Here is an 18,877-nt window from a genome sequence, read left to right on the forward strand (position 1 = left end):
GCCGCTGAGCCGGTGGCCCGGGGCGTTCCCCTCGGGTGGGACGGCTGGCACACTCACGTAAGTGACCCACACCTCCGATGCCCCTGACTCCACGCTGCCCGGGCACATACCCGTCGCCGAGGGCGAACTGCCGGCCCTGCGCCGCCGCATCCAGGCCGTGCTGATCGGCACCCAGATCCTCGGGGGTCTCGGCATCGCCACCGGCGTCGCCCTCTCCGCCGTCCTGGCCAGGGACGTCAGCGGCTCCGAGGCCCTGTCCGGGCTCGCGTCGACGGCCACCGTGGCCGGCCCCGCCCTGCTCGCCATGCCCCTGGCCTCCCTGATGGCCTCGCGCGGGCGCCGGGCCGGGCTCGTCCTGGCGTACCTCATCGGAGCCGTCGGCGCCGGGGTCGCGGTGCTCGGGGCGGTCGTCGACAGCTTCCCGCTGCTGCTCGTGGGCCTCGTCGGCTTCGGCGCCGGTTCCTCGGCGAACCTGGCGGCCCGCTTCGCCGCCGCCGACCTGGCCGAACCGGACCGCAGGGCGCGGTCCATCTCCACCGTGGTGTGGGCGACGACCATCGGCGCGGTCCTCGGCCCGAACATCGCCGCGCCGGCCGGCAGGAGCGTCGCGGGCCTGGGCATCCCGGCCACGGCGGGCCCGTTCGTCTGGGCCGCCGGGGTCTTCGTCGTCGCGGCCGCCCTGGTGGCGCTGCTGCTGCGCCCGGACCCGCTCCTCACCGCCCGCGCGCTGAGCGGCGCCGGGGCGGGCGAGGCCGCGGAGGGCCGGTCGCTGCGGGCCGGTCTGCGGGCGGTGCGGGAGTCGCCGACGGCCCGCCTCGCCCTGGTCACGGTCGCCGCCTCGCACACCGCGATGGTGTCGATCATGTCGATGACACCGGTGGCACTCACCCACCACGGCGCGGACATCCAGCTGATCGGCCTCGTCATCAGCGGGCACATCGCGGGCATGTACGCCTTCTCCCCGGTGATGGGCTGGCTCTCCGACCGGCTCGGCCGGCTGTCCGTCATCGGGCTCGCGGTCGGGCTCCTCGGCGTCGCGGCCCTCGTCGCGGGCACGGCCGGGCCGAGCCACGGCCGGACCGCCGCGGGCCTCTTCGTCCTCGGCCTCGGCTGGTCGGCGGGGCTCGTCTCCGGTTCGGCGCTGCTCACCGACTCGGTGCCGCAGGCGGCCCGGGCGGCGGTCCAGGGGCTCTCCGACTTCGTCATGAACACCGCGGCCGGTCTCGGCGGGCTCGCGGCCGGCCTGATCGTCTCGCAGGCCGGCTACGGCCCGCTGAACGCGATCGCCGCCTGTCTGCTGCTGCCGATGGCGGCGCTGGCGGTGCGCGGCACGCTCCGCAAGGCCTGACCGGCCGCCCGCCCCCGTCCCCCGGCCCCGTCAGCGCGGCGCGGCCGGGGACGAGGCACCGCTCATCAGGGAGCGCGGGGCACCCGTGCCGTCGGCCGGCACCGACCAGACCGCACCCCCGTAGCCGTACGCGAGGGTGTCGCCGTCCGTCCACAGCGCCTGGTCGTCGATGCCGCGCCGCTCGGCGACGGGGTGCTCACGCCCGGTGCGCAGGTCGTAGACGTAGAGCCGCCACGGCTCGCGCGGCCCGTCGGAGACCCGTTTCTTGAAGGCGATCCGGGTGCCGTCCGGGGAGAGCGACGGACATTCGGTGTTCTCCCGCAGGGCCCGCGCCGACCATGCCGCCATGTCGCCCTGGACGAGGTGGGTGCGGCCGCCCGTCGACACGGTGGCGTAGAAGCGGTTGTCGTCGGCGGCGAAGGTGACGCCCCAGTAGTTGACGTCCGGGGCGTGGTGGCGGCGGCCGCCGAGGGTGAGCGGGATCTGCTCGATGTTCTTCACCAGGTAGCCGGTGCGCAGGTCGAGGATCGACGTGCGGGTCGAGAAGGACGAGCGGGCATAGGAGTCCCCCGTCGCGAACATCGTCCAGGACAGCATCCGGCCCGAGGCCGAGACGCGGGCCCGGCTGGGGATGCCCGGCAGGGACATGCGGCGCAGCTCGCGCAGGTTCCGGTCGAGCACCAGGACGTAGGAGCGGGCCGGCACGCCCGGGCGCCGCTGGAGGCAGAGCGCCGTGGGCCCGGCGGCGTGGAAGCGGTCGCAGGAGGGTCCGCCGGCCACCCGCCCGCCGGGTGCGGACGGGTCCACGCGCGCGACGCGTCCGCTCGCGGTGTCCCGGACGTAGAGCGCCCCGCCGGTGACGGTGAAGCCGGGGGCGGCGGTGCCGGTGGCCTCGGCCCGGCCGGAGGCCGCCCGGAGGGTGTAGGCGGTGGCGCCGCCGCCGAGCAGCAGGAGGGCGAGGACGAGGATGCCCACGCGCGCGCGTGCGGAGAGGGGGGTGACGGTCGGGGCGTTCATGGGGGTCAGTCCTCTCGGAGGGCCGTGGGGGCGGCGGCGGGTGCCGCGGGGGCCTTGGGCAGCAGGCGGGCGGCGGCGCACAGGGCCGCCGCCAGGGCGACGACCGCGGCGACGAGGGCGGTACCGGGTCCGCTCGCCGTCCAGACCGCCCCGAAGGCGACGGCCGCGCCGAGCCGGGCGAGCGCCTGGGCGGTCTGGACGAGGGCGAGGCCGCCGGCCTGGCGGCCTGCGGGGAGGAACGGGCCGGCCAGGGCCATCAGGACGCCGTCGGTGGTGGCGTAGAAGACCCCCAGGAGCAGCAGGACCCCGACGAGGACGGCCCCGTCGGGTCCGGGGGCCAGGAGCAGTCCGTAGGCGAGGAGCAGGGCCCCGTGGCCGTACAGGAGCGGCGCGCGGCGCCCGGTGCGGTCGGCGAGGCGCCCGGCGGGAACGGCGAGCAGCAGGTAGACGGCGGCGGCGCCCAGGGGCAGGAACGGGAACCAGGTCGGGTCGAGGTCGAGCCTCCGCTGGAGCAGCAGGTAGAGGAAGGCGTCGCCGATGGTGGCGGCCCCGAGCAGGCCGGCGCAGACCACGATCCGCCGGTACGAGGGCGCGCGGAGCACGGTGAGGAGCCCTCCCCGCGCGCGGGGAGGCGCGGTGGGGCCGTCGGCCGCGCCGCGGGCCTGCGGGGCGGCCCGCCGTCCGGGGACCACAAGGAGCCACAGCAGGACCCCGAAGGCGCCGACGCAGAAGCTGACGGCGAAGACGCTCTCGTACGCCTCCGCCGTGGCCGACAGCAGGGCGAACGCGGCCAGGGGGCCCAGCAGCGCCCCGGTGGTGTCCATGGCGCGGTGGGTGCCGAAGGCGCGGCCCAGGTCCTCCGGCGGGCTGTGGAGGGTGATGAGGGCGTCGCGCGGGGCGGTGCGCACGCCCTTGCCGAGCCGGTCGGCGGCGAGCGAGGCGGCGATCCAGCCGGTCGCGCCGCCCGCGAGGAGGAGGCCGAGCCGGGAGCAGGCGGAGAGGGCGTAGCCGGCTCCGGCTACCTGCTTGTGGCGGCCGCCGCGGTCCGCGGTGGCGCCGCCGAGGAGCCGGACGAGCGCGGTGGCTCCGGTGGAGAGGCCGTCGAGGAGGCCGAACTGGAGGGGGGAGAGGCCGAGTCCGAGGACCAGGTACAGGGGCAGGACGGCGGTCACCATCTCCGAGGAGACGTCGGTGACCAGGCTGACCGCGCCGAGGGCGAGGACGGTGCCGGGGACGCGCCGCCGGACCCCCGAGGGGGCGGGCGGCGCGTCGCGGCGACCGGTGGTCGCGAGGTACATCAGTGGCAGGTGTAGGTCGGGCCGGAATCCTTCACCTGGTTGTCGGTGCCGACGTACTGCCAGGTGTAGGTGGTGTCGGTGAGGTCCAGCTTGAGCACGCCGTACGTGCCGCTGATCCTCTTCTGGCTGTTCGGCTGGACCGTCTCGATGTCGTAGGGCTCGGCACCGCCCATGCCTCCGACGATCTCGACCATGCCGTCGGCGGTGGCCCGGCCGTTCGGGTCCTGCGGGGCGAACCGCTCGTAGTGGTGGTCGTGTCCGTTGAGGACGAGGTCGGCCTTGGCGCCGTAGAGGATCTGCCAGACGGGCTTGGAGACCGGGTCGTTGCCGTGGCCGCCGGAGGAGTACAGCGGGTGGTGGAAGTAGGCGGCGACGCAGCCCTTGGTGTTGCGCGCGAGGTCGTCCTTCAGCCACTGGATCTGCGCGGGGTCGTCGAAGGAGTTGGAGTCGAGGGCGACGAAGTGCCAGTTGCCCTGGTCGTAGCTGTAGTAGGAGGTGCCCTGCGGGTAGGCGATCGCCCCGAAGTACGACTTGTAGCCGGCGAGCGGTCCCGCCGGGTCGTAGGTCTCGTGGTTGCCGGGGACGGGCCGGGTCTTCGCCTTGAAGGCGCCCCAGCTCTTGTCGTAGTAGGCGCGGAAATCGGAGAGCAGGGCGTCGTCGTACTGGTTGTCGCCCATCGTCAGGTAGAAGGACGGCGCGATGCGCTGGGCCAGGGCCGCGGTCTTGGGGTGGGCGCAGGAGCTGCTGGAGGCGGTGCACTGGGCGGCGATGTCGCCGGCCGCGACGACGGTGAAGGCGCCGCCGGGCGGGGGCGTGGTGGAGGTGGTGCCGTAGACCTCGGCCGTGAAGAGCGAGTAGCCGTACGAGGTGCCGCGGGCGGTCCCGTACACGCGCAGGTAGCGACCGGTGCCGGTGAGGCCGGTCCAGTCGTCGGTGCCGCCGTTGCCCGCGGTCTCGGTGGCGAGGCGGGTCCAGGTGGTGTTGTCGGCGGAGATCTCGACGCGGTAGGCCTTGGCGTAGGCCGCCTCCCAGACGAGCTTGACGCGGGAGACCGTCGACGAGGGGCCGAGGTCGACCTTGATCCACTGGGGGTCGACGCCCTCGGTGCTGGCCCAGCGGGTGGTGGAGACGCCGTCGAAGGCCTTCTCCGGTCCGAAGGTGGAGTCCTCGACGGAGGAGGAGGTGGCGGGCCTGCCCTGGGAGATGAGGACGTCGGCGGCCGCGCCGGCCCGGTCGGGCAGGGCGAGGAGGAGGCCGCCGACGAGCAGCAGGACGGCGGTGAGGACGAGGGGCAGACGGCGGGTGGTGGTGCCGTGCGGTGGGGCGGAGGCGTTCAGGCGCATACCTGGGCTCCCTGACCTGAGGGGTGGCGAGAGCTGGACACCGGTGCGGTGCACCACGGTCCGCCGCGCTGGCCGGGCGCCCGTGCCGCGGGGGGACGCGGGCACGGGCGGCCGGCCGGTGGCGATTCGGGCGCCACGCGGTGGGGTGGTGCTCGGCGGCCGGGTCAGAGCTCTCGCTGAGCGCGTCACGCCCCGGGATCGGGCGCCGCGCCAAGCCGCCGCCGGGGATGCTAGCGGATAGGAAGGTTTCCTACCAGACTCTTGAACTCCCCGGCGCCCCCCGGGACTTCAGAGACTGATGTGGTACGCCTTGCGGAGGGTCTCGTGCACCGTCCAGGTCGTGCGGTCGCCCTCGCGGAGCACGCACGCGTCGCCCGGCCCGATCTCCAGCGTCTCGCCGCCCTCGACGGCGACCGTCGCGCGGCCGGAGACCACCACGAAGAGCTCGTTGGCCTCGGTGTCGGTGACGACGCCGGGGGTGATCTGCCAGATGCCGCGCAGCTGCTTGCCGTCGGCCGACTCCCACAGCACCCTGCCCGTCACCTCGGGCGTGCCGGAGACGATCTGGCCGGGGTCGAGCGGCTCCGCTTCGAGCTCGGCGTCGGGGATGTGGACGGCGAAGGAGGGCAGGTCATGAGTCGTCATGGCCGGTGACTGTAGCGGGGCCGCGCGGCCTCCGACCGGCCGGGAGCCCCTGGAGGAATCCCCTCCGCTTCGCCTCCCACCAGGCACGACGTCCCCGACCGGCGACGGCGACGAAATCCGAACCACCCCTCCGGCGCGGCCTCCGAAGGGCCCCGCGGGCCTCCCCCGCGGCCGGCGCCGGCGCCGCGTGACGGATTCCGCGGCCGGTCCCGCCGCCGTGGCGTGAGGTCGCCGACGAGGTTTGCGGGGCCCGCGGCCGCGCCAAGGAATGGGACATGTCCACACAGGTGTCCGAAGAGGTACGGGAGGCGCTCCACGAGGGCCGGCCCGTCGTCGCGCTGGAATCGACGATCATCGCCCACGGCCTGCCGCGCCCGCGCAACCTCGCCGTCGCGGTGGAGCTGGAGGAGCTGGTGCGGGCCGGCGGCGCCGTCCCGGCCACCGTCGCGGTGGTCGACGGCACCGCGCGAGTGGGCCTCGACCCGACGGCCCTGACCCGGATCGCCGAGGATCCCGCCGTCCGGAAGCTGGGCCACCGCGACCTGGCCCCGGCCCTGGCGACCGGCGTCACGGGCGCCACCACGGTGTCGGCGACGGCGTGGCTGGCACACGCCGCCGGGATCCGGGTCTTCGCGACCGGCGGCCTCGGCGGAGTGCACCGCGGATGGAGCGAGACCCAGGACGAGTCCGCCGACCTGCGCCTCCTCGCCCGGGTCGGGATCACCGTCGTGTGCGCCGGGGTCAAGTCCATCCTCGACGTGCCCGCGACGCTCCAGCGGCTGGAGACCCTCGGGGTGACGGTCGTCGGCTACGGCACGCGGTACTTCCCCGGCTTCTACCTCTCCTCCTCCGGCGAGCCCGTCGACTGGACCCTGCACACCCCCGGCGAGGTGGCCCGCGTCCTCCGCGCGCAGGACGCGCTCGGCGGCCCCACGGCCGCGCTCGTCGTCGCCAACCCCGTCCCTCAGGCGGACCAGCTGGACCCCGCCCTGCACGACCGGGTCCTGACCCAGGCCCTCACGGCGGCGGGCGAGAAGGGGATCACCGGCCAGGCCGTCACGCCGTTCCTGCTGGAGTACCTCACCGCGCACACCGACGGGGCCTCCCTGGAGGCCAACCTCGCGGCCGTCCGGGGCAACGTGCGGCTGGCGGCGGCCGTCGCGGCGGCGTACGGGGAGCAGCGCGGCACGGCGGCGCCCGGGGGCGGCCCGGCCGCCGGCACCTCGCTCGGCGGCGGTGCGCGCGGCGGCGCCTTGGGCGGCACGGGGGCGCACGGCCCCGCCGGTCGGTGACGCCCCTGGCGGACGCGCCGCCGCCGCACCCGGCCGCGGGACCGTCCGGCGGCGCGCTGCTCGTCGTCGGCGACGTGGTCACCGACGTGGTCGCCCGGCACCGCACCCCACTCGCGCCCGCCACGGACACCGCGGCCGAGATCCGCACCCTGCCGGGCGGCGCCGGGGCCAACGCGGCCTGCTGGGCGGCGCGTTCCGGCCGGGACGACGTACGGCTGCTCGGCCGGGTGGGGACGGACGCGGCCGCCTGGCACGAGCGGGCGCTGCGGCGGGCCGGGGTGCGCCCCCTGCTCGTGCCGGACCCGGACACCGCGACGGCCACGGTCATCGCGCTCGTGGACTCCTCCGCCGAGCGCACCTTCCTCACCGACAGCGGCGCCGCGCTGCGCCTGTCCCCCGCCGACTGGTCCGCCGACCTGCTCGACGGCGTGGCCCGACTGCACCTCTCGGGCTACCTGTTCTTCGCCGACCCGAGCCGCGAGACGGCCCGGCGGGCCCTGCGCGACGCCCGGCGGGCCGGCGTCCCGGTCAGCGTCGACCCGGCCTCGTCGGGGTTCCTCGACCGGCTGGGCGCGGACCGGTTCCTGGCCGCGACGGAAGGCGCGGAGATCCTGCTGCCCAACGCCGACGAGGCCCGCTCCCTCACCGGCGTCGCCGAACCCGCCCAGGCCGCGGCGGAGTTGAGCCGGAACTTCCCGCTGGTGGTGGTCACCCTGGGAGCGGCGGGCGCCCTGCTCGCCGAGGACGGCTCGGTCTCCGTCCGGGTGGCGGCCCCGCCGGTGCCCGCGGCTCGGCGCGTCGACTCGACGGGGGCGGGCGACGCGTTCACCGGGGCCTTCCTGGCGGCCCTGCTCGCCGGCGCGGACCCGGCACGGGCCGCCGGGGCCGGCTGCCGCGCGGGCGCGGAGGCGGTGACGTGCGTGGGCGGCAGACCCCCCGCGGCCGGACCGTTCCATGCCCCGCCGTAGGCGCGCCGGCGCCTCAGTCCGCGGCGCCGTCCCGGTCGAGGCCCGTCCAGGCCGGATGGCGCGGGTCGTCGGCGCGGACGACGGCGTCGGCGGTGCCGGCCGGGTCGACCTCCGCCTCGTAGCGGGCGAAGGCGGGGAGGGTCCAGGACTCCTCGGTGCGCCGGGCCAGCGCGGCGGGCGACAGCCGCAGGTGGACGGTGAGGTCGAACGGGAACCAGTGGCCGAGGAGGAACGGCCCGTGCACGACGAGCACCCCGCCGGGCGGCAGCGTGACGTACGGGCTGCGCGTCGCCCGGTCCTTGACGGGGTCCCACAGGTCGGGCAGGACGCGTCCGGTGCCGCCGGGTTCGAGCGGGCCGAACACCTCGCGCCACAGGGCCCCGGTGTCGGTCCAGCCGCCGTAGTACGCGTCGGGGTCCTGCTTGCCGTACTCGTACCGGAGGGACGCCGGCCGCAGGAACCCGCCGGTCCCGGCGACGTGGACGGAGCGCCCGCGCGCCCGCAGCGCCTCGGCGAGCAGCCCCGCGAGCTCGTCCCCGGGCGCGGCGGGCGGCCCGTCGACGCCGACCTTGAGCCACGGGCCGCCGTCGGCGGGGGCGGCCCCGTCGACGTGGTCCGCGAGGGCCTCGGCCAGCCGGTCCCAGGTGATCGCCTCGTATCGCATCCCGCTCATCCTGCCCGCCGCTCCATGTCTCCGCTTGACCTTGTCACTGGCGTCACTGTTCGACCATCCCACCCATGGACACCACCACACCCACCAGGGTCGTCGTCGTCACCGGCGCGGGCACCGGCATCGGCCGGGCCACCGCGCGCGCCTTCGCCGGACAGGGCGCGACCGTCGTCGCCGTCGGCCGCCGCGAGGAACCACTGCGCGAGGCCGCCGGGGGACACGCCGGGATCCACCCGTTCGTCGCCGACATCACCGCGGACGGGACCCCCGAGCGGATCGTGCGGGCGGCGCTCGCCTCCCACGGGCGCCTGGACGTCCTGGTCAACAACGCCGGGATCTCCGCCGGCGGCCCGCTCGGCACCCTCGACCGCTCCGTCGTGACCCCGCTCCTGGAGACCAACCTCGTCGCCCCCGTCCTGCTCACCCAGGCCGCCGTCCCCGCGCTGAGGGCCTCCCGGGGCGTGGTCGTGAACGTCTCGACGACCGTCGGGCAGCGCGGCTGGCCCGCCAACTCCCTCTACCCGGCGACCAAGAGCGCCCTGGAGACGCTGACCCGCTGCTGGGCGGTGGAGCTCGCCCCGGACGGCGTGCGGGTGGTGGCGGTCGCCCCCGGCGCGATCGAGACCCCGATCGCGGACCACGCCGGGCTCTCCCCCGAGCGGCGGCGGGCGCTGCGGGCCTGGCAGGTCGCGCACACGCCGCTGGGCCGGGTCGGCAGGCCCGGGGAGGTCGCCTGGGCGATCACCGCGCTCGCCGCCCCCGACGCGTCCTTCCTGACGGGCACCGTGCTGCCCGTCGACGGGGGCGCGCTGGTCGCGTGATACGACTGCGCGAGGAGGTGGCGTCCTTGCGCATCGGTGAACTGGCCCGGCGGACCGGGGTGTCGGCCCGCGCGCTGCGGCACTACGAGGCGGCGGGGCTGATCGCTTCGGAGCGCGCGGCCAACGGCTACCGGGTGTACGGGGAGGGTGCCGCGGCGCGGGTCGCGAACATCCGGTACCTGCTCGACGCCGGGCTCACCCTGGACGACGTGTCGGCGTTCCGCTCGTGTCTCGACGGGGACGTCTCCGCCGCCCCGCCGTCCGCCCGCGGGCTGGAGATCGCCCGTGACCGGCTCGCCGTCCTCGACGCGCGGATCGCGGCCCAGACCGCGGCCCGCGACCGCCTCGCGGAGGCCCTGGCCTCGGCGCCCGCCCCGGCTTCCCCCCGCGCCTGAGGCGGACCCGCCACGGACCGCCCTCGCGGTCAGCCGACGGCCCGCGCGGTCCGGTCGAGGGCGGCGCGTCCCGTCTCCACCGCCTCGGCCAGGGTGAGTTCACCGCCGGCGAGGGCCCGGCAGGTCGCGGCGTCGGTGCGCAGCCGGACGTCGGGCAGCTCGCCGCCCCCCTCGCCGTAGACGCCGTCGCCGTACGCGGCGCCGCCGTCGGCCCCGATCCGGACGTGGAACTCGCCTTCGTCCAGGGTCACCTGGACGACCCCTTCGCCCAGCCCGGCGAGCGCGCCGAGGAGCGGGACGGCGTACCAGTGGGCGCGGACGGCGTCGGTGGGACGCGGTTCGCCCAGCTCGGGGGTTCCCCAGGCGGCGAGGGCGCGCAGGACGGGCAGCAGGTCGCGGCCGCGGGGGGTGAGTTCGTAGACGGACGACGAGGCGGGCGGCGGGAGCCGGCGCCGGGTGACGAGGTCGGCGCCCTCCATGTCCTTGAGCCGGCCGGCGAGCATGTCGGTGCTGACGCCGGGCAGATCGGCGTGGAGGTCGGTGTAGCGGCGCGGCCCGGCGAGGAGTTCGCGGACGACGAGCAGGGTCCAGCGGTCGCCGACGAGGTCGAGGGCGCGCGCGGCGGCGCAGTGCTGGTCGTAGCTGCGGCGGCGTGGCTGACGTGGCATGCGACGCAGTCTAGACATGTTGTTGGACTTTCCAAGCTCGAACTTGGTAAAACCAAGCATCACTGATTCCGGGGACCTGGGGAGGTCGGACATGGAGTTCCGGCAGTCGAGCAAGCTGAACGAGGTCTGCTACGAGATCCGCGGCCCGGTGATCGAGCACGCCAACGCGCTGGAGGAGGCGGGCCACAGCGTCCTGCGCCTCAACACCGGCAACCCGGCGCTCTTCGGCTTCGAGGCGCCCGAGGAGATCGTCCAGGACATGATCCGGATGCTCCCCCGCGCCCACGGCTACACCGACTCGCGGGGCATCCTCTCCGCCCGCCGCGCCGTCGCCCAGCGCTACCAGGCCATGGGCGTGCCCGAGGTCGACGTCGACGACGTGTTCCTCGGCAACGGGGTGTCGGAACTCGTCTCCATGGCCGTTCAGGCCCTCCTGGACGACGGCGACGAGATCCTCGTCCCCGCCCCCGACTTCCCCCTCTGGACCGCGGCCACCACGCTCGCCGGCGGCACGGCGGTGCACTACCTCTGCGACGAGTCGGCCGAGTGGTACCCGGACCTCGACGACATGGCGTCGAAGATCACCGACCGGACCCGCGCCGTCGTCATCATCAACCCCAACAACCCCACCGGCGCGGTCTATCCGAAGGAGATCGTCGAGGGCATCCTCGACCTCGCCCGGCGCCACGGGCTCATGGTGTTCGCCGACGAGATCTACGACCGGATCGTGTACGACGAGGCCGTCCACTACCCGGCCGCCTCCCTCGCCCCCGACCTGGTCGTCCTGACCTTCGGCGGACTCTCCAAGACCTACCGGGTGGCGGGGTTCCGCTCCGGCTGGCTCGTCGTCAGCGGCCCCAAGCAGCACGCCCGGAGCTATCTGGAGGGCCTCACCATGCTGGCCTCCATGCGGCTCTGCCCCAACGCCCCCGCCCAGTACGCCATCCAGGCCGCACTCGGCGGCCGGCAGTCGATCGACGAGCTGACCGCCCCGGGCGGCCGGCTGCGCGAACAGCGCGACCGGGCCTGGGAGAAGCTCAACGAGATCCCCGGCGTCTCCTGCGTGAAGCCCAAGGGCGCCCTGTACGCCTTCCCGCGCCTCGACCCCGCCGTGCACAAGATCCACGACGACGAGAAGTTCGTCCTCGACCTGCTCCTGCGGGAGAAGATCCAGGTCGTCCAGGGCACCGGCTTCAACTGGCCCCGCCCGGACCACTTCCGCATCCTCACCCTGCCGTACGCCGACGACCTGGACGCCGCCATCAGCCGCATCGGCCGCTTCCTCAGCAGCTACCGCCAGTGACGCACCACCCCCGCGACGGTGACGCGCCGCCCTCCCGGCTGCCATGATCTGAGCATCGAGGGATCTTCGGACCCGGCGGACACTGCGGCCGGGAGGAACGGGAGGGACGGCCGGTCATGGATGCGGCGCTGATAGCCGTGGCGGGAACCCTGCTGGGTGCCTTCTTCACCCACTGGTTCCAGGGGCGGGCCACCGAGCGCACGGCCGCGCTCGCCCGCACCGAACAGCTCCGCCAGGAGCGGATCTCGACCTACAGCGCCTTCGCCGGCGCGGTCGTCGACTACCGGCACAGCCAGAACGACCGCTGGTTCCGGGCCGTCCAACGGCCCGGCTCGGAGGAGGCGGAGGAGTCCCGGCACGCCTCCTACCGGCAGCGCACCGCCGCCCGGCAGGCCCTCTTCCGCGTCCAGCTCGTCTGCGACGACCCGGAGGTCCGCCGACTGGCCGAGGCGGCCTTCGTGGACTCCCACTGCATGCACGAGGCGGTCGACGAGGCGGACCGCGCCCGCCGCTCGGAGCAGGCGAAGGAAGCGCTCGCCACGTTCATCTCCGCCGCGGCGCCCGGCGTCCGCTGACACCCGGCCGAAGGGAGGTGCGGACGTGGACCTCGTCGCACCCGTCGTCGTCGAACCGCTGAAGCGGCGCCGCTGCTCGGAATGCCACCAGGGCCCCCTGGAGCGGATGATCGTCGAGTTCAACGCCCCGGTCTGCCTGGACTGCGCCGACCTCGGACACCTGGTCTTCCTCCGTCGCGGCGACACCGCGCTCACCCGGCGCGCCCGCGAGCACAGCGACCTGTGGGCCGTGGTCGTCCGCCACAACCGGCGCCGCACGCGGTACGAACGCCAGGGCCTGCTCGTCGAGGAGGCGGCCCTCGCCCGGGCGGAACGCGCCTGCCTGGCGGACGCCGAGGCGCGGGCCAGACGGCGGGCCCGGGACGCGGTGCGGCGCGCGGCGCTCGACGCCGGCGTCACCGCGCTCCTCCGGGCGGAGATCCAGCGGCTCTTCCCGTCCTGCCCGGACGAACGGGTGGACGAGATCGCCGTCCACGCGTCGGCGAAGGGCAGCGGACGGGTGGGGCGCACGGCGGCCGGCCGCGCCCTCGACCGCGGGGCCGTCACCGCCGCGGTGCGCGCCTCCGTCCGGCACGTCGACACCCCGTACGACACCCTCCTGATGCAGGGGGTCCCCCGGCACCAGGCCCGGACGAGGGTCGCACCGGCCATCGAGGCGGTGCTCCGGGCCTGGCGGCACGGCGGAGGGGAAGCGTACGGCCGGCGGCACGGCTGACGGCTCGGGCGTCAGCGCGCGGCGGCCGGCCCGCCGGGAACGGACCCTCAGGCCCCGTCCCCGGCGCGACGCGCCCGGCGGTACAGCAGGGCGCCACCGAGGAGCAGCGCGGCACTCGCGGGCGCGGCGTACCCGATGGCGTCCGAGCCGGTGGAGGCCAGCGCGGCCGTGCTCGTCTCGCCCTGCGGCGCGGGGGCCGGGGCCTCGGTCTCGGCCTGCGGCACCGGCACGTTCTTGACGGGGGTCTGCGGGCGCGGCGTCGGGACCTCGACCGGCTGCTCCGGCTTGCCGGGGCCGTTGACCGAGGTGTTGCCGAAGACCGGGTTGCCCACGCCGACGACGTTGACCGAGTTGCCGCTGAGGTTCACGGGGAGGTCGACGGGCAGCTGGAGGCCGTTCCCGGAGAGCACGCCCGGGGACCCGGCCGCCTCGGTCTCGGCATGCGACCCGCCGCCGTTGGAGGAGCCGGCCCCGCCGCCGTGCGAGCCGCCGGCCTGCTCACCGCCGCGCGGGGTGCCGGGCTCGTCCTTGTGGACACGGCCGCCACCCTGCTCCGCGCCGTGACCACCGGGCTGGGCGGAGCGGTTGGCACAGCTGTTGCCGAAGGCCGGGTTGAGCAGCCCGACGACGTTGACCGTGTTCCCGCAGGCGTTGACCGGCACGTGCACCGGCAGCTGAACCGCGTTGCCGGAGCCGACTCCCGGCGAGCCGACCGCAGCGCCCTGTGCGCCGGAGTCGGCGTGCGCGGCGCCCGCCGAGAGCGCGAGCGCCCCACCCGTGACCAACAGTGTGGCCAGACCACTTCGGCGAATCTGCCTCATGGCTTCCTGCCTTCCGGAGGTGTACACGGGCGTGTGCCCGTACCGGAATCAACGCGACAAACGGGTGTGCCGGATCCGCCCGTTGACGGGTTTCACTCCATCGAGTGGGACATCGTTCGAGTGTCGGATCATCGCCCCAGCAGGTCGGTGAGAGCTCCCACCGGGTCGGGGTCAGGGGCTCCGCGGGGCCACCAGTCCTCGCGGCCGGCGTCCGACTCGTAGCCGTACCAGAGGCCGTCCCGGCCGAGCCGGAGCTGCAGGGACTCGGTGGAGAGCCGGTTGCGCCAGGGACGGAAGGCGGGGAAGTCGGCGGCGAGCAGCGCCGGTCGGGCGCGGTCGAACGGACCGGCCGGCGGGTCCCAGGGCTCTTCGAGGACCACGAGGCCCGCGGCTCCGCCCTGCCGCCAGGCGGCGACGGCTCGCGCCAGGTCGGTGGGGGTACGGTCCAGCGCGTCCGCCAGGTCGCGGTAGAGCGCCCGGGTCGAGGCGGTCAGCCCGGAACCGGGGTGCGCGGCGGCCAGCCGGACCGCGTCCTGCCAGGGGGTGAGCGCGGCCACCGGGTCGTGGCCGGTGGCGAGGAAGCCGTGGGCGCGGGCGGCGGCCTCGGTGGCGAGGAGTTCGAGGGCGAGCGGATCGGGTGCGTGGGGGTCCGGCGGGAAGACGGCGGGCCGCCCCGGCCGGTCCGGGACGGGCAGCTCGGGCGGCAGCGGCGGCAGCCATGCCCTGTCGGCCGGGGGGAACGCGGTGCGGGCGAGGACCGTCGGCATCGGCGGCGCGGCGGCGGAGGTCTCGGCGGCCGACAGCGCCGCGTTGCGCCGGGTGAGCTCGGCGAGGAGCTCCTGCTCGCCGCGGCCGCGCATCAGGAAGAGGACGAAGGGGTCCTCGTCGAGGAGCCGGGCGGCCTGGTAGCAGAGGGCGGCGGCGTGCTTGCAGGGGTAGCCGTCGTCGGGGCAGGAACAGTCGGGGACGAGGTCGCCCGGCGCCGGCAGCAGTCCGGTGACCGCCTCCAGGGCGTGCGGCACGTCCTTGTCGAGGAGGGCCGCGATGTGGTCGGGGCGGGCGGCGGCCCTGTCGAGGAACCGCTCCCAGCCGTCGTCCCCGAGCGTCCGCATCCGGATCTCGGTGCGGTACGGGCGGGGCCGGGTGCCGTGGACGTAGGCGACGACCCGGCCGGGGCTGACCGTGATCGCGTCGACGTGCCCGCGCCCGGCGTACGCCTTGCCGCGGGCGAGCCGGGCCGGGTCGAGCGCGGTGTCCTCCAGGGCGTCCACCCAGGCGTTTCCCCACCAGGTCGCGGCGAACCGGCCGTCGGGCGCCTCCCGAGGCGCGACCGGCGGGAAGCTGCGACGGCGGTCGTCGTGACGGGGGGCGGCTCCGCGCGCGCCCCTGGCGTGGTTCACGCGGGCCTCCTCAGGGACACCAGGTCGGCCAGTTCGCGGTCCGTGAGTTCGGTCAGGGCCGCCTCGCCGGAGCCGAGGACGGCGTCCGCGAGGGCCTGCTTGGCGCGCAGCATCTCGGCGATGCCGTCCTCGACCGTGCCCTCGGCGACGAGCCGGTGCACCTGCACCGGCTGGGTCTGCCCGATGCGGTAGGCCCGGTCGGTCGCCTGCTCCTCGACGGCGGGGTTCCACCAGCGGTCGTAGTGCACGACGTGGCCGGCCCGGGTGAGGTTGAGGCCGGTGCCCGCCGCCTTGAGGGAGAGCAGGAAGACGGGGACCTCGCCGGCCTGGAAGCGGTCGACCATCCGCTCCCGCTCGGCCACCGGCGTTCCGCCGTGGAGGAGTTGGGCCGGGATGCCGCGCGCGGCCAGGTGGTCGGCAAGAAGCCGCGCCATCGACACGTACTGGGTGAAGACGAGCACGGAGCCGTCCTCGGCGAGGATCGTGTCGAGGAGTTCGTCGAGGAGGGCGAGCTTCCCCGAGCGGCCGGCGAGGCGGGCGGTGCCGGTGCCGCGCGGAGCCTGCTCCTTGAGGTACTGGGCGGGGTGGTTGCAGATCTGCTTGAGGGAGGTCAGCAGCTTCATGACCAGGCCCCGGCGGGCCATGCCCTCGGCCTCCTCGATCTGCGCCATGGTCTCGCGGACCACCGCCTCGTACAGCGAGGCCTGTTCCCGGGTGAGGGCGACCGGGTGGTCGGACTCCGTCTTGGGCGGCAGCTCGGGCACGATGCCGGGGTCCGACTTGCGCCGGCGCAGCAGGAAGGGCCGCACGAGCCGGGCGAGCCGCTCCACGGCCTCCTGGTGCTCGATCTCCTCGTGGTTCTCGACGGCCCTGGCGTGGCGGGCGCGGAACGCCTTGAGGGGACCGAGCAGTCCGGGGGTGGTCCAGTCGAGGAGCGCCCACAGCTCGGAGAGGTTGTTCTCCACGGGGGTGCCGGTCAGGGCGACCCGCGCGGGGGCGGGGATCTCGCGCAGCGCCCTGGCCGTCGCGGAGAACGGGTTCTTGACGTGCTGCGCCTCGTCGGCGACGACCATCCCCCACTCCCGCCCCGACAGTTCGGCCGCGCTGGTGCGCAGCGTGCCGTAGGTGGTGAGGACGAAGCCGCCCTCGGTGCCGGTCAGGTCGCGCTCCGTCCCGTGGAACCTGCGGACGGGCACGTCGGGGGCGAACTTCCTCACCTCCCGCTGCCAGTTGCCCAGGAGGGACGCCGGGCAGACGACGAGGGTGGGGGCGCGGCGGGCGCGGCGCAGGTGGAGGGCGATGAGCGTGACGGTCTTGCCGAGGCCCATGTCGTCGGCGAGGCAGCCGCCGAGTCCGAGGGAGGTCATCAGGTCCAGCCAGGCGAGGCCGCGCAGCTGGTAGTCGCGCAGGGTGGCAGTGAGGCCGGACGGGGCCTGCACGTCCTCGGGTCCGGACAGGAGCCGGTCGCGCAAGGCGGCGAGCGCCCCGACGGGGACGGCGGGCACCGTCTCGCCGTCCACCTCGGCGGTGCCGGTGAGGGCGGCGGAGAGGGCGTCGACCGGTGAGAGGAGGCCCAGTTCCCGCTTGCGCGCCTTGCGGACGAGGGCGGGGTCGATGACGACCCACTGGTCGCGCAGGCGCACGATGGGCCGGTGGGACTCGGCCAGGAGGTCCATCTCGCGCTCGGTCAGCGGGTCGCCGTCGAGGGCGAGCTGCCAGTTGAACCGCAGCAGCTCCTCGCTGTCGAAGAAGGAGGTGCCGTCCGTCGCGGAGCCGGGCGCCGCGAGCGCGGGCCTGACGACGGCGGAGGCGCTGAGGGAACGGGCGAGTTCGCGCGGCCAGTGGACGGCGACCCCCGCGTCGGCGAGCCGGGCGGCGGCGGGTCCGAGGAGTTCGTACAGCTCGTTCTCCGTGACGGCGAGGACGTCGGGCACGTCCCGCTCCAGGAGCCGGGTGAGCGGCGGCCAGACGCGGGCCGCGCGGCGCAGCGCCAGGACGGCGTCGACGCGGGCCCGGGGGCCGAACACGTCGCCCTCGCCCGCCCACAGGTCCGTGGCGTCGATGACGAGGGTCGGGTCGGCGAGGCTGTGGATCTGGAGGACCGCGGCGGCGGCGTGGCGCTCGTCGCCGTCCCCGTCCCGGTCGATGTCGAAGAGCTCGTACCCCGAGAGGTCCAGGCGGAGCGAGACCCGCACGCCCGCGTCCATCCCGGCCGCGGCCTCGGCAGCCCAGGCACGCGCGCGGGGCAGGTGCTGGGGCGCGCGGGCCGCGAACGGCGCCCCGACCGCGTGGGCGGCGGCGGGGCTGCGGGGCAGGGTGTCCGCGACCGCGTCGAGGAAGGCCCGAACGAGGGCCTCGGGCTCGGGCAGCCGCAGCGCGCCGCGCCCGGGCACGGGCACCGCGTACGCCTCGTAGGGCAGGGCGGCGGCGACGGCCCGCAGATGGGCGATGTCGTCCGCGTCCAGGGGCCCGGCCCGCCAGGCGTCCAGGTCGTCCGCGGTGAGGCCGGGCAGCAGCCGTCCGCGGGCGGTCAGGTGCAGGGCGTGCAGGGCGGCGGCGCCCCAGCCGGCGGTGGCGGGGTGCGCCGCGGGGTGGTGGCGGGCCGCGACGAGGTGGGGCAGAGCGGTCTCCACCGGGAGGGTGACCGCGGGCACGGCACGCCCCCGGGCCCCGCTGCCGTGCCGCCGGGCGACGGTCAGCTCGACCCGCTCCGCGCCGCTCCCCTGGGGCTCCGGCAGCGGCCCGCCGTCCGGCGCCCAGAAGGCGACCCGCCCCTCCCGGGGTAGGGCGGCCGGCAGGAAGACGGCGGCGCTGGTCGCCCAGGTGTGTGTCACGGCTCTGCCCTCCTCCCCCCGCGACGCGGATCCGACTGGACTCCCGACCTTACGGGTGGGGTCTGACAACGGCCGCCAGGCCGTTCCCCCGGGCGGCCCAGCAGCGGATGACAGGGGGTTCCGCGGGCGGCAGGGTGGCCTTGACCGGGGTCGGCCCGAGGTGTCCGCGTCCACGCGGATCCGCGGCTCCTCCGCCCGCCCCGGTCGACCCGTCCCCGCCCGAGCCGACCCGACAGAAGCCGGTCCGAACCGGCCCGCAGACCCGCCACGACGGACCCGACGCCCGGACCCGCCGTCCGGAGCCCTCACGACAGACCCGTCACGACAGACCCGTCACGACAGAAGAGGAACCGCCATGTCCGTTCGCCGGCGTCTCACGACCGCCACCGGGGCCGTGCTGCTCACTCTCGCCGTCGCCGGCTGCTCGGGCCTCGGCCGCTCGGCCGTGGGCACCCTCGAGTACGAGACGGAACGGGACGTGCTGGTGAAGATCACCAGCCCGTCGGTCAACGGCTGCCACCGGCTGGCGCCTGCGGGGGTGCGCAGGATCGAGAACAACACCCTGAACGACATCGTGCTCTACCGCACCCGCGACTGCCAGGGCCCCATGCCCACGTACCTGCCCACCACCCTGGGCGACGAGATCGCGCCGGGCACCCTGCCGTGGCGCAGCTACACCGTCGTCCACTAGGCCGTCTCCGGGGAACGGGTCGTTCCCGGGGAACGGGTCGTCGCCGTAAGGGCGGGCGCCCCGTTCCCTTTCC

18 protein-coding genes are annotated in these 18,877 nt (G+C 75.6%); 9 read left to right on the top strand and 9 right to left on the bottom strand.

The window, feature by feature from the left end; genetic code table 11:
• Positions 1-61: 61 nt before the first annotated feature.
• The gene (locus tag ACZ60W_RS20220) at positions 62-1,348 is read left to right on the top strand and encodes an MFS transporter (protein WP_469756698.1); all 1,287 of its coding nucleotides are present in this window, start codon (positions 62-64) and stop codon (positions 1,346-1,348) included.
• A 30-nt stretch (positions 1,349-1,378) separates the two neighbouring features.
• On the opposite strand, the gene ACZ60W_RS20225 is transcribed toward ACZ60W_RS20220, so the two are convergent.
• The 4 genes from ACZ60W_RS20225 to ACZ60W_RS20240 form a co-directional block, all read right to left on the bottom strand.
• Positions 1,379-2,365, bottom strand: a complete 987-nt coding sequence (locus ACZ60W_RS20225; RefSeq protein WP_469756699.1) for a hypothetical protein — start codon at positions 2,363-2,365, stop codon at positions 1,379-1,381.
• Positions 2,366-2,370: 5 nt separating this feature from the next.
• A complete protein-coding gene (locus tag ACZ60W_RS20230) occupies positions 2,371-3,663 on the bottom strand; it encodes an MFS transporter (protein ID WP_469756700.1) in 1,293 nt (430 codons plus the stop codon).
• The gene (locus ACZ60W_RS20235; RefSeq protein ID WP_469756701.1) at positions 3,663-5,006 is read right to left on the bottom strand and encodes a discoidin domain-containing protein; all 1,344 of its coding nucleotides are present in this window, start codon (positions 5,004-5,006) and stop codon (positions 3,663-3,665) included. Before ACZ60W_RS20235 ends, ACZ60W_RS20230 begins: the two co-directional genes overlap by 1 nt.
• A gap of 288 nt (positions 5,007-5,294) precedes the next feature.
• Complete coding sequence (locus ACZ60W_RS20240) at positions 5,295-5,651, bottom strand: cupin domain-containing protein (protein ID WP_469756702.1); 357 nt, start codon at positions 5,649-5,651, stop codon at positions 5,295-5,297.
• A 275-nt stretch (positions 5,652-5,926) separates the two neighbouring features.
• Between ACZ60W_RS20240 and ACZ60W_RS20245 the strand changes: the two genes are divergently transcribed.
• Positions 5,927-6,943, top strand: coding sequence for a pseudouridine-5'-phosphate glycosidase (locus ACZ60W_RS20245; protein WP_469756703.1), 1,017 nt, complete (start codon positions 5,927-5,929; stop codon positions 6,941-6,943).
• 5 nt (positions 6,944-6,948) lie between these two features.
• Positions 6,949-7,911: a carbohydrate kinase family protein gene (locus tag ACZ60W_RS20250; protein WP_469756747.1), complete on the top strand. Its 963-nt coding sequence runs from the start codon at positions 6,949-6,951 to the stop codon at positions 7,909-7,911.
• A gap of 13 nt (positions 7,912-7,924) precedes the next feature.
• Here the strand turns inward: ACZ60W_RS20250 and ACZ60W_RS20255 are convergent, their stop codons facing one another.
• On the bottom strand, positions 7,925-8,575 hold the full coding sequence (locus ACZ60W_RS20255; RefSeq protein ID WP_469756748.1) for a nucleoside/nucleotide kinase family protein: 651 nt from the start codon (positions 8,573-8,575) through the stop codon (positions 7,925-7,927).
• A 74-nt stretch (positions 8,576-8,649) separates the two neighbouring features.
• Here ACZ60W_RS20255 and ACZ60W_RS20260 point away from each other — a divergent pair, with 74 nt between their 5' ends.
• Both ACZ60W_RS20260 and ACZ60W_RS20265 read left to right on the top strand, forming a co-directional pair.
• Positions 8,650-9,402 (top strand): SDR family NAD(P)-dependent oxidoreductase, encoded by a 753-nt coding sequence (locus tag ACZ60W_RS20260; protein ID WP_469756704.1) that lies wholly within the window; start codon positions 8,650-8,652, stop codon positions 9,400-9,402.
• Positions 9,403-9,428: 26 nt separating this feature from the next.
• Positions 9,429-9,797, top strand: coding sequence for a MerR family transcriptional regulator (locus ACZ60W_RS20265; RefSeq protein ID WP_469756705.1), 369 nt, complete (start codon positions 9,429-9,431; stop codon positions 9,795-9,797).
• Positions 9,798-9,826: 29 nt separating this feature from the next.
• Here ACZ60W_RS20265 and ACZ60W_RS20270 read toward each other — a convergent pair whose 3' ends face one another.
• On the bottom strand, positions 9,827-10,465 hold the full coding sequence (locus ACZ60W_RS20270) for a winged helix-turn-helix transcriptional regulator (RefSeq protein WP_469756706.1): 639 nt from the start codon (positions 10,463-10,465) through the stop codon (positions 9,827-9,829).
• 91 nt (positions 10,466-10,556) lie between these two features.
• Between ACZ60W_RS20270 and ACZ60W_RS20275 the strand changes: the two genes are divergently transcribed.
• The 3 genes from ACZ60W_RS20275 to ACZ60W_RS20285 all read left to right on the top strand — a co-directional run bounded on the left by ACZ60W_RS20275 (position 10,557) and on the right by ACZ60W_RS20285 (position 13,058).
• Positions 10,557-11,768 carry a pyridoxal phosphate-dependent aminotransferase gene (locus ACZ60W_RS20275; protein ID WP_469756707.1) on the top strand — a complete coding sequence of 404 codons (1,212 nt, stop codon included), beginning with the start codon at positions 10,557-10,559 and terminating at the stop codon, positions 11,766-11,768.
• 116 nt (positions 11,769-11,884) lie between these two features.
• Positions 11,885-12,343 (top strand): hypothetical protein, encoded by a 459-nt coding sequence (locus ACZ60W_RS20280; protein ID WP_469756708.1) that lies wholly within the window; start codon positions 11,885-11,887, stop codon positions 12,341-12,343.
• A gap of 25 nt (positions 12,344-12,368) precedes the next feature.
• Positions 12,369-13,058 carry a DUF2293 domain-containing protein gene (locus tag ACZ60W_RS20285; RefSeq protein ID WP_469756709.1) on the top strand — a complete coding sequence of 230 codons (690 nt, stop codon included), beginning with the start codon at positions 12,369-12,371 and terminating at the stop codon, positions 13,056-13,058.
• Between the two features lie 47 nt (positions 13,059-13,105).
• On the opposite strand, the gene ACZ60W_RS20290 is transcribed toward ACZ60W_RS20285, so the two are convergent.
• From ACZ60W_RS20290 to ACZ60W_RS20300, 3 genes are all read right to left on the bottom strand, one after another.
• Positions 13,106-13,879 carry a chaplin gene (locus ACZ60W_RS20290; protein ID WP_469756710.1) on the bottom strand — a complete coding sequence of 258 codons (774 nt, stop codon included), beginning with the start codon at positions 13,877-13,879 and terminating at the stop codon, positions 13,106-13,108.
• Between the two features lie 128 nt (positions 13,880-14,007).
• Positions 14,008-15,279 carry an SWIM zinc finger family protein gene (locus tag ACZ60W_RS20295; protein ID WP_469756711.1) on the bottom strand — a complete coding sequence of 424 codons (1,272 nt, stop codon included), beginning with the start codon at positions 15,277-15,279 and terminating at the stop codon, positions 14,008-14,010.
• On the bottom strand, positions 15,276-18,113 hold the full coding sequence (locus tag ACZ60W_RS20300) for a DEAD/DEAH box helicase (RefSeq protein WP_469756712.1): 2,838 nt from the start codon (positions 18,111-18,113) through the stop codon (positions 15,276-15,278). The genes ACZ60W_RS20295 and ACZ60W_RS20300 overlap by 4 nt, the downstream gene beginning before the upstream one ends.
• 355 nt (positions 18,114-18,468) lie before the next feature.
• On the opposite strand from ACZ60W_RS20300, the gene ACZ60W_RS20305 reads away from it, so the two are divergent.
• Positions 18,469-18,804 carry a hypothetical protein gene (locus tag ACZ60W_RS20305; protein WP_469756713.1) on the top strand — a complete coding sequence of 112 codons (336 nt, stop codon included), beginning with the start codon at positions 18,469-18,471 and terminating at the stop codon, positions 18,802-18,804.
• Positions 18,805-18,877: the final 73 nt, after the last annotated feature.

It is taken from the genome of Streptomyces sp. NPDC104202, from assembly GCF_055584185.1.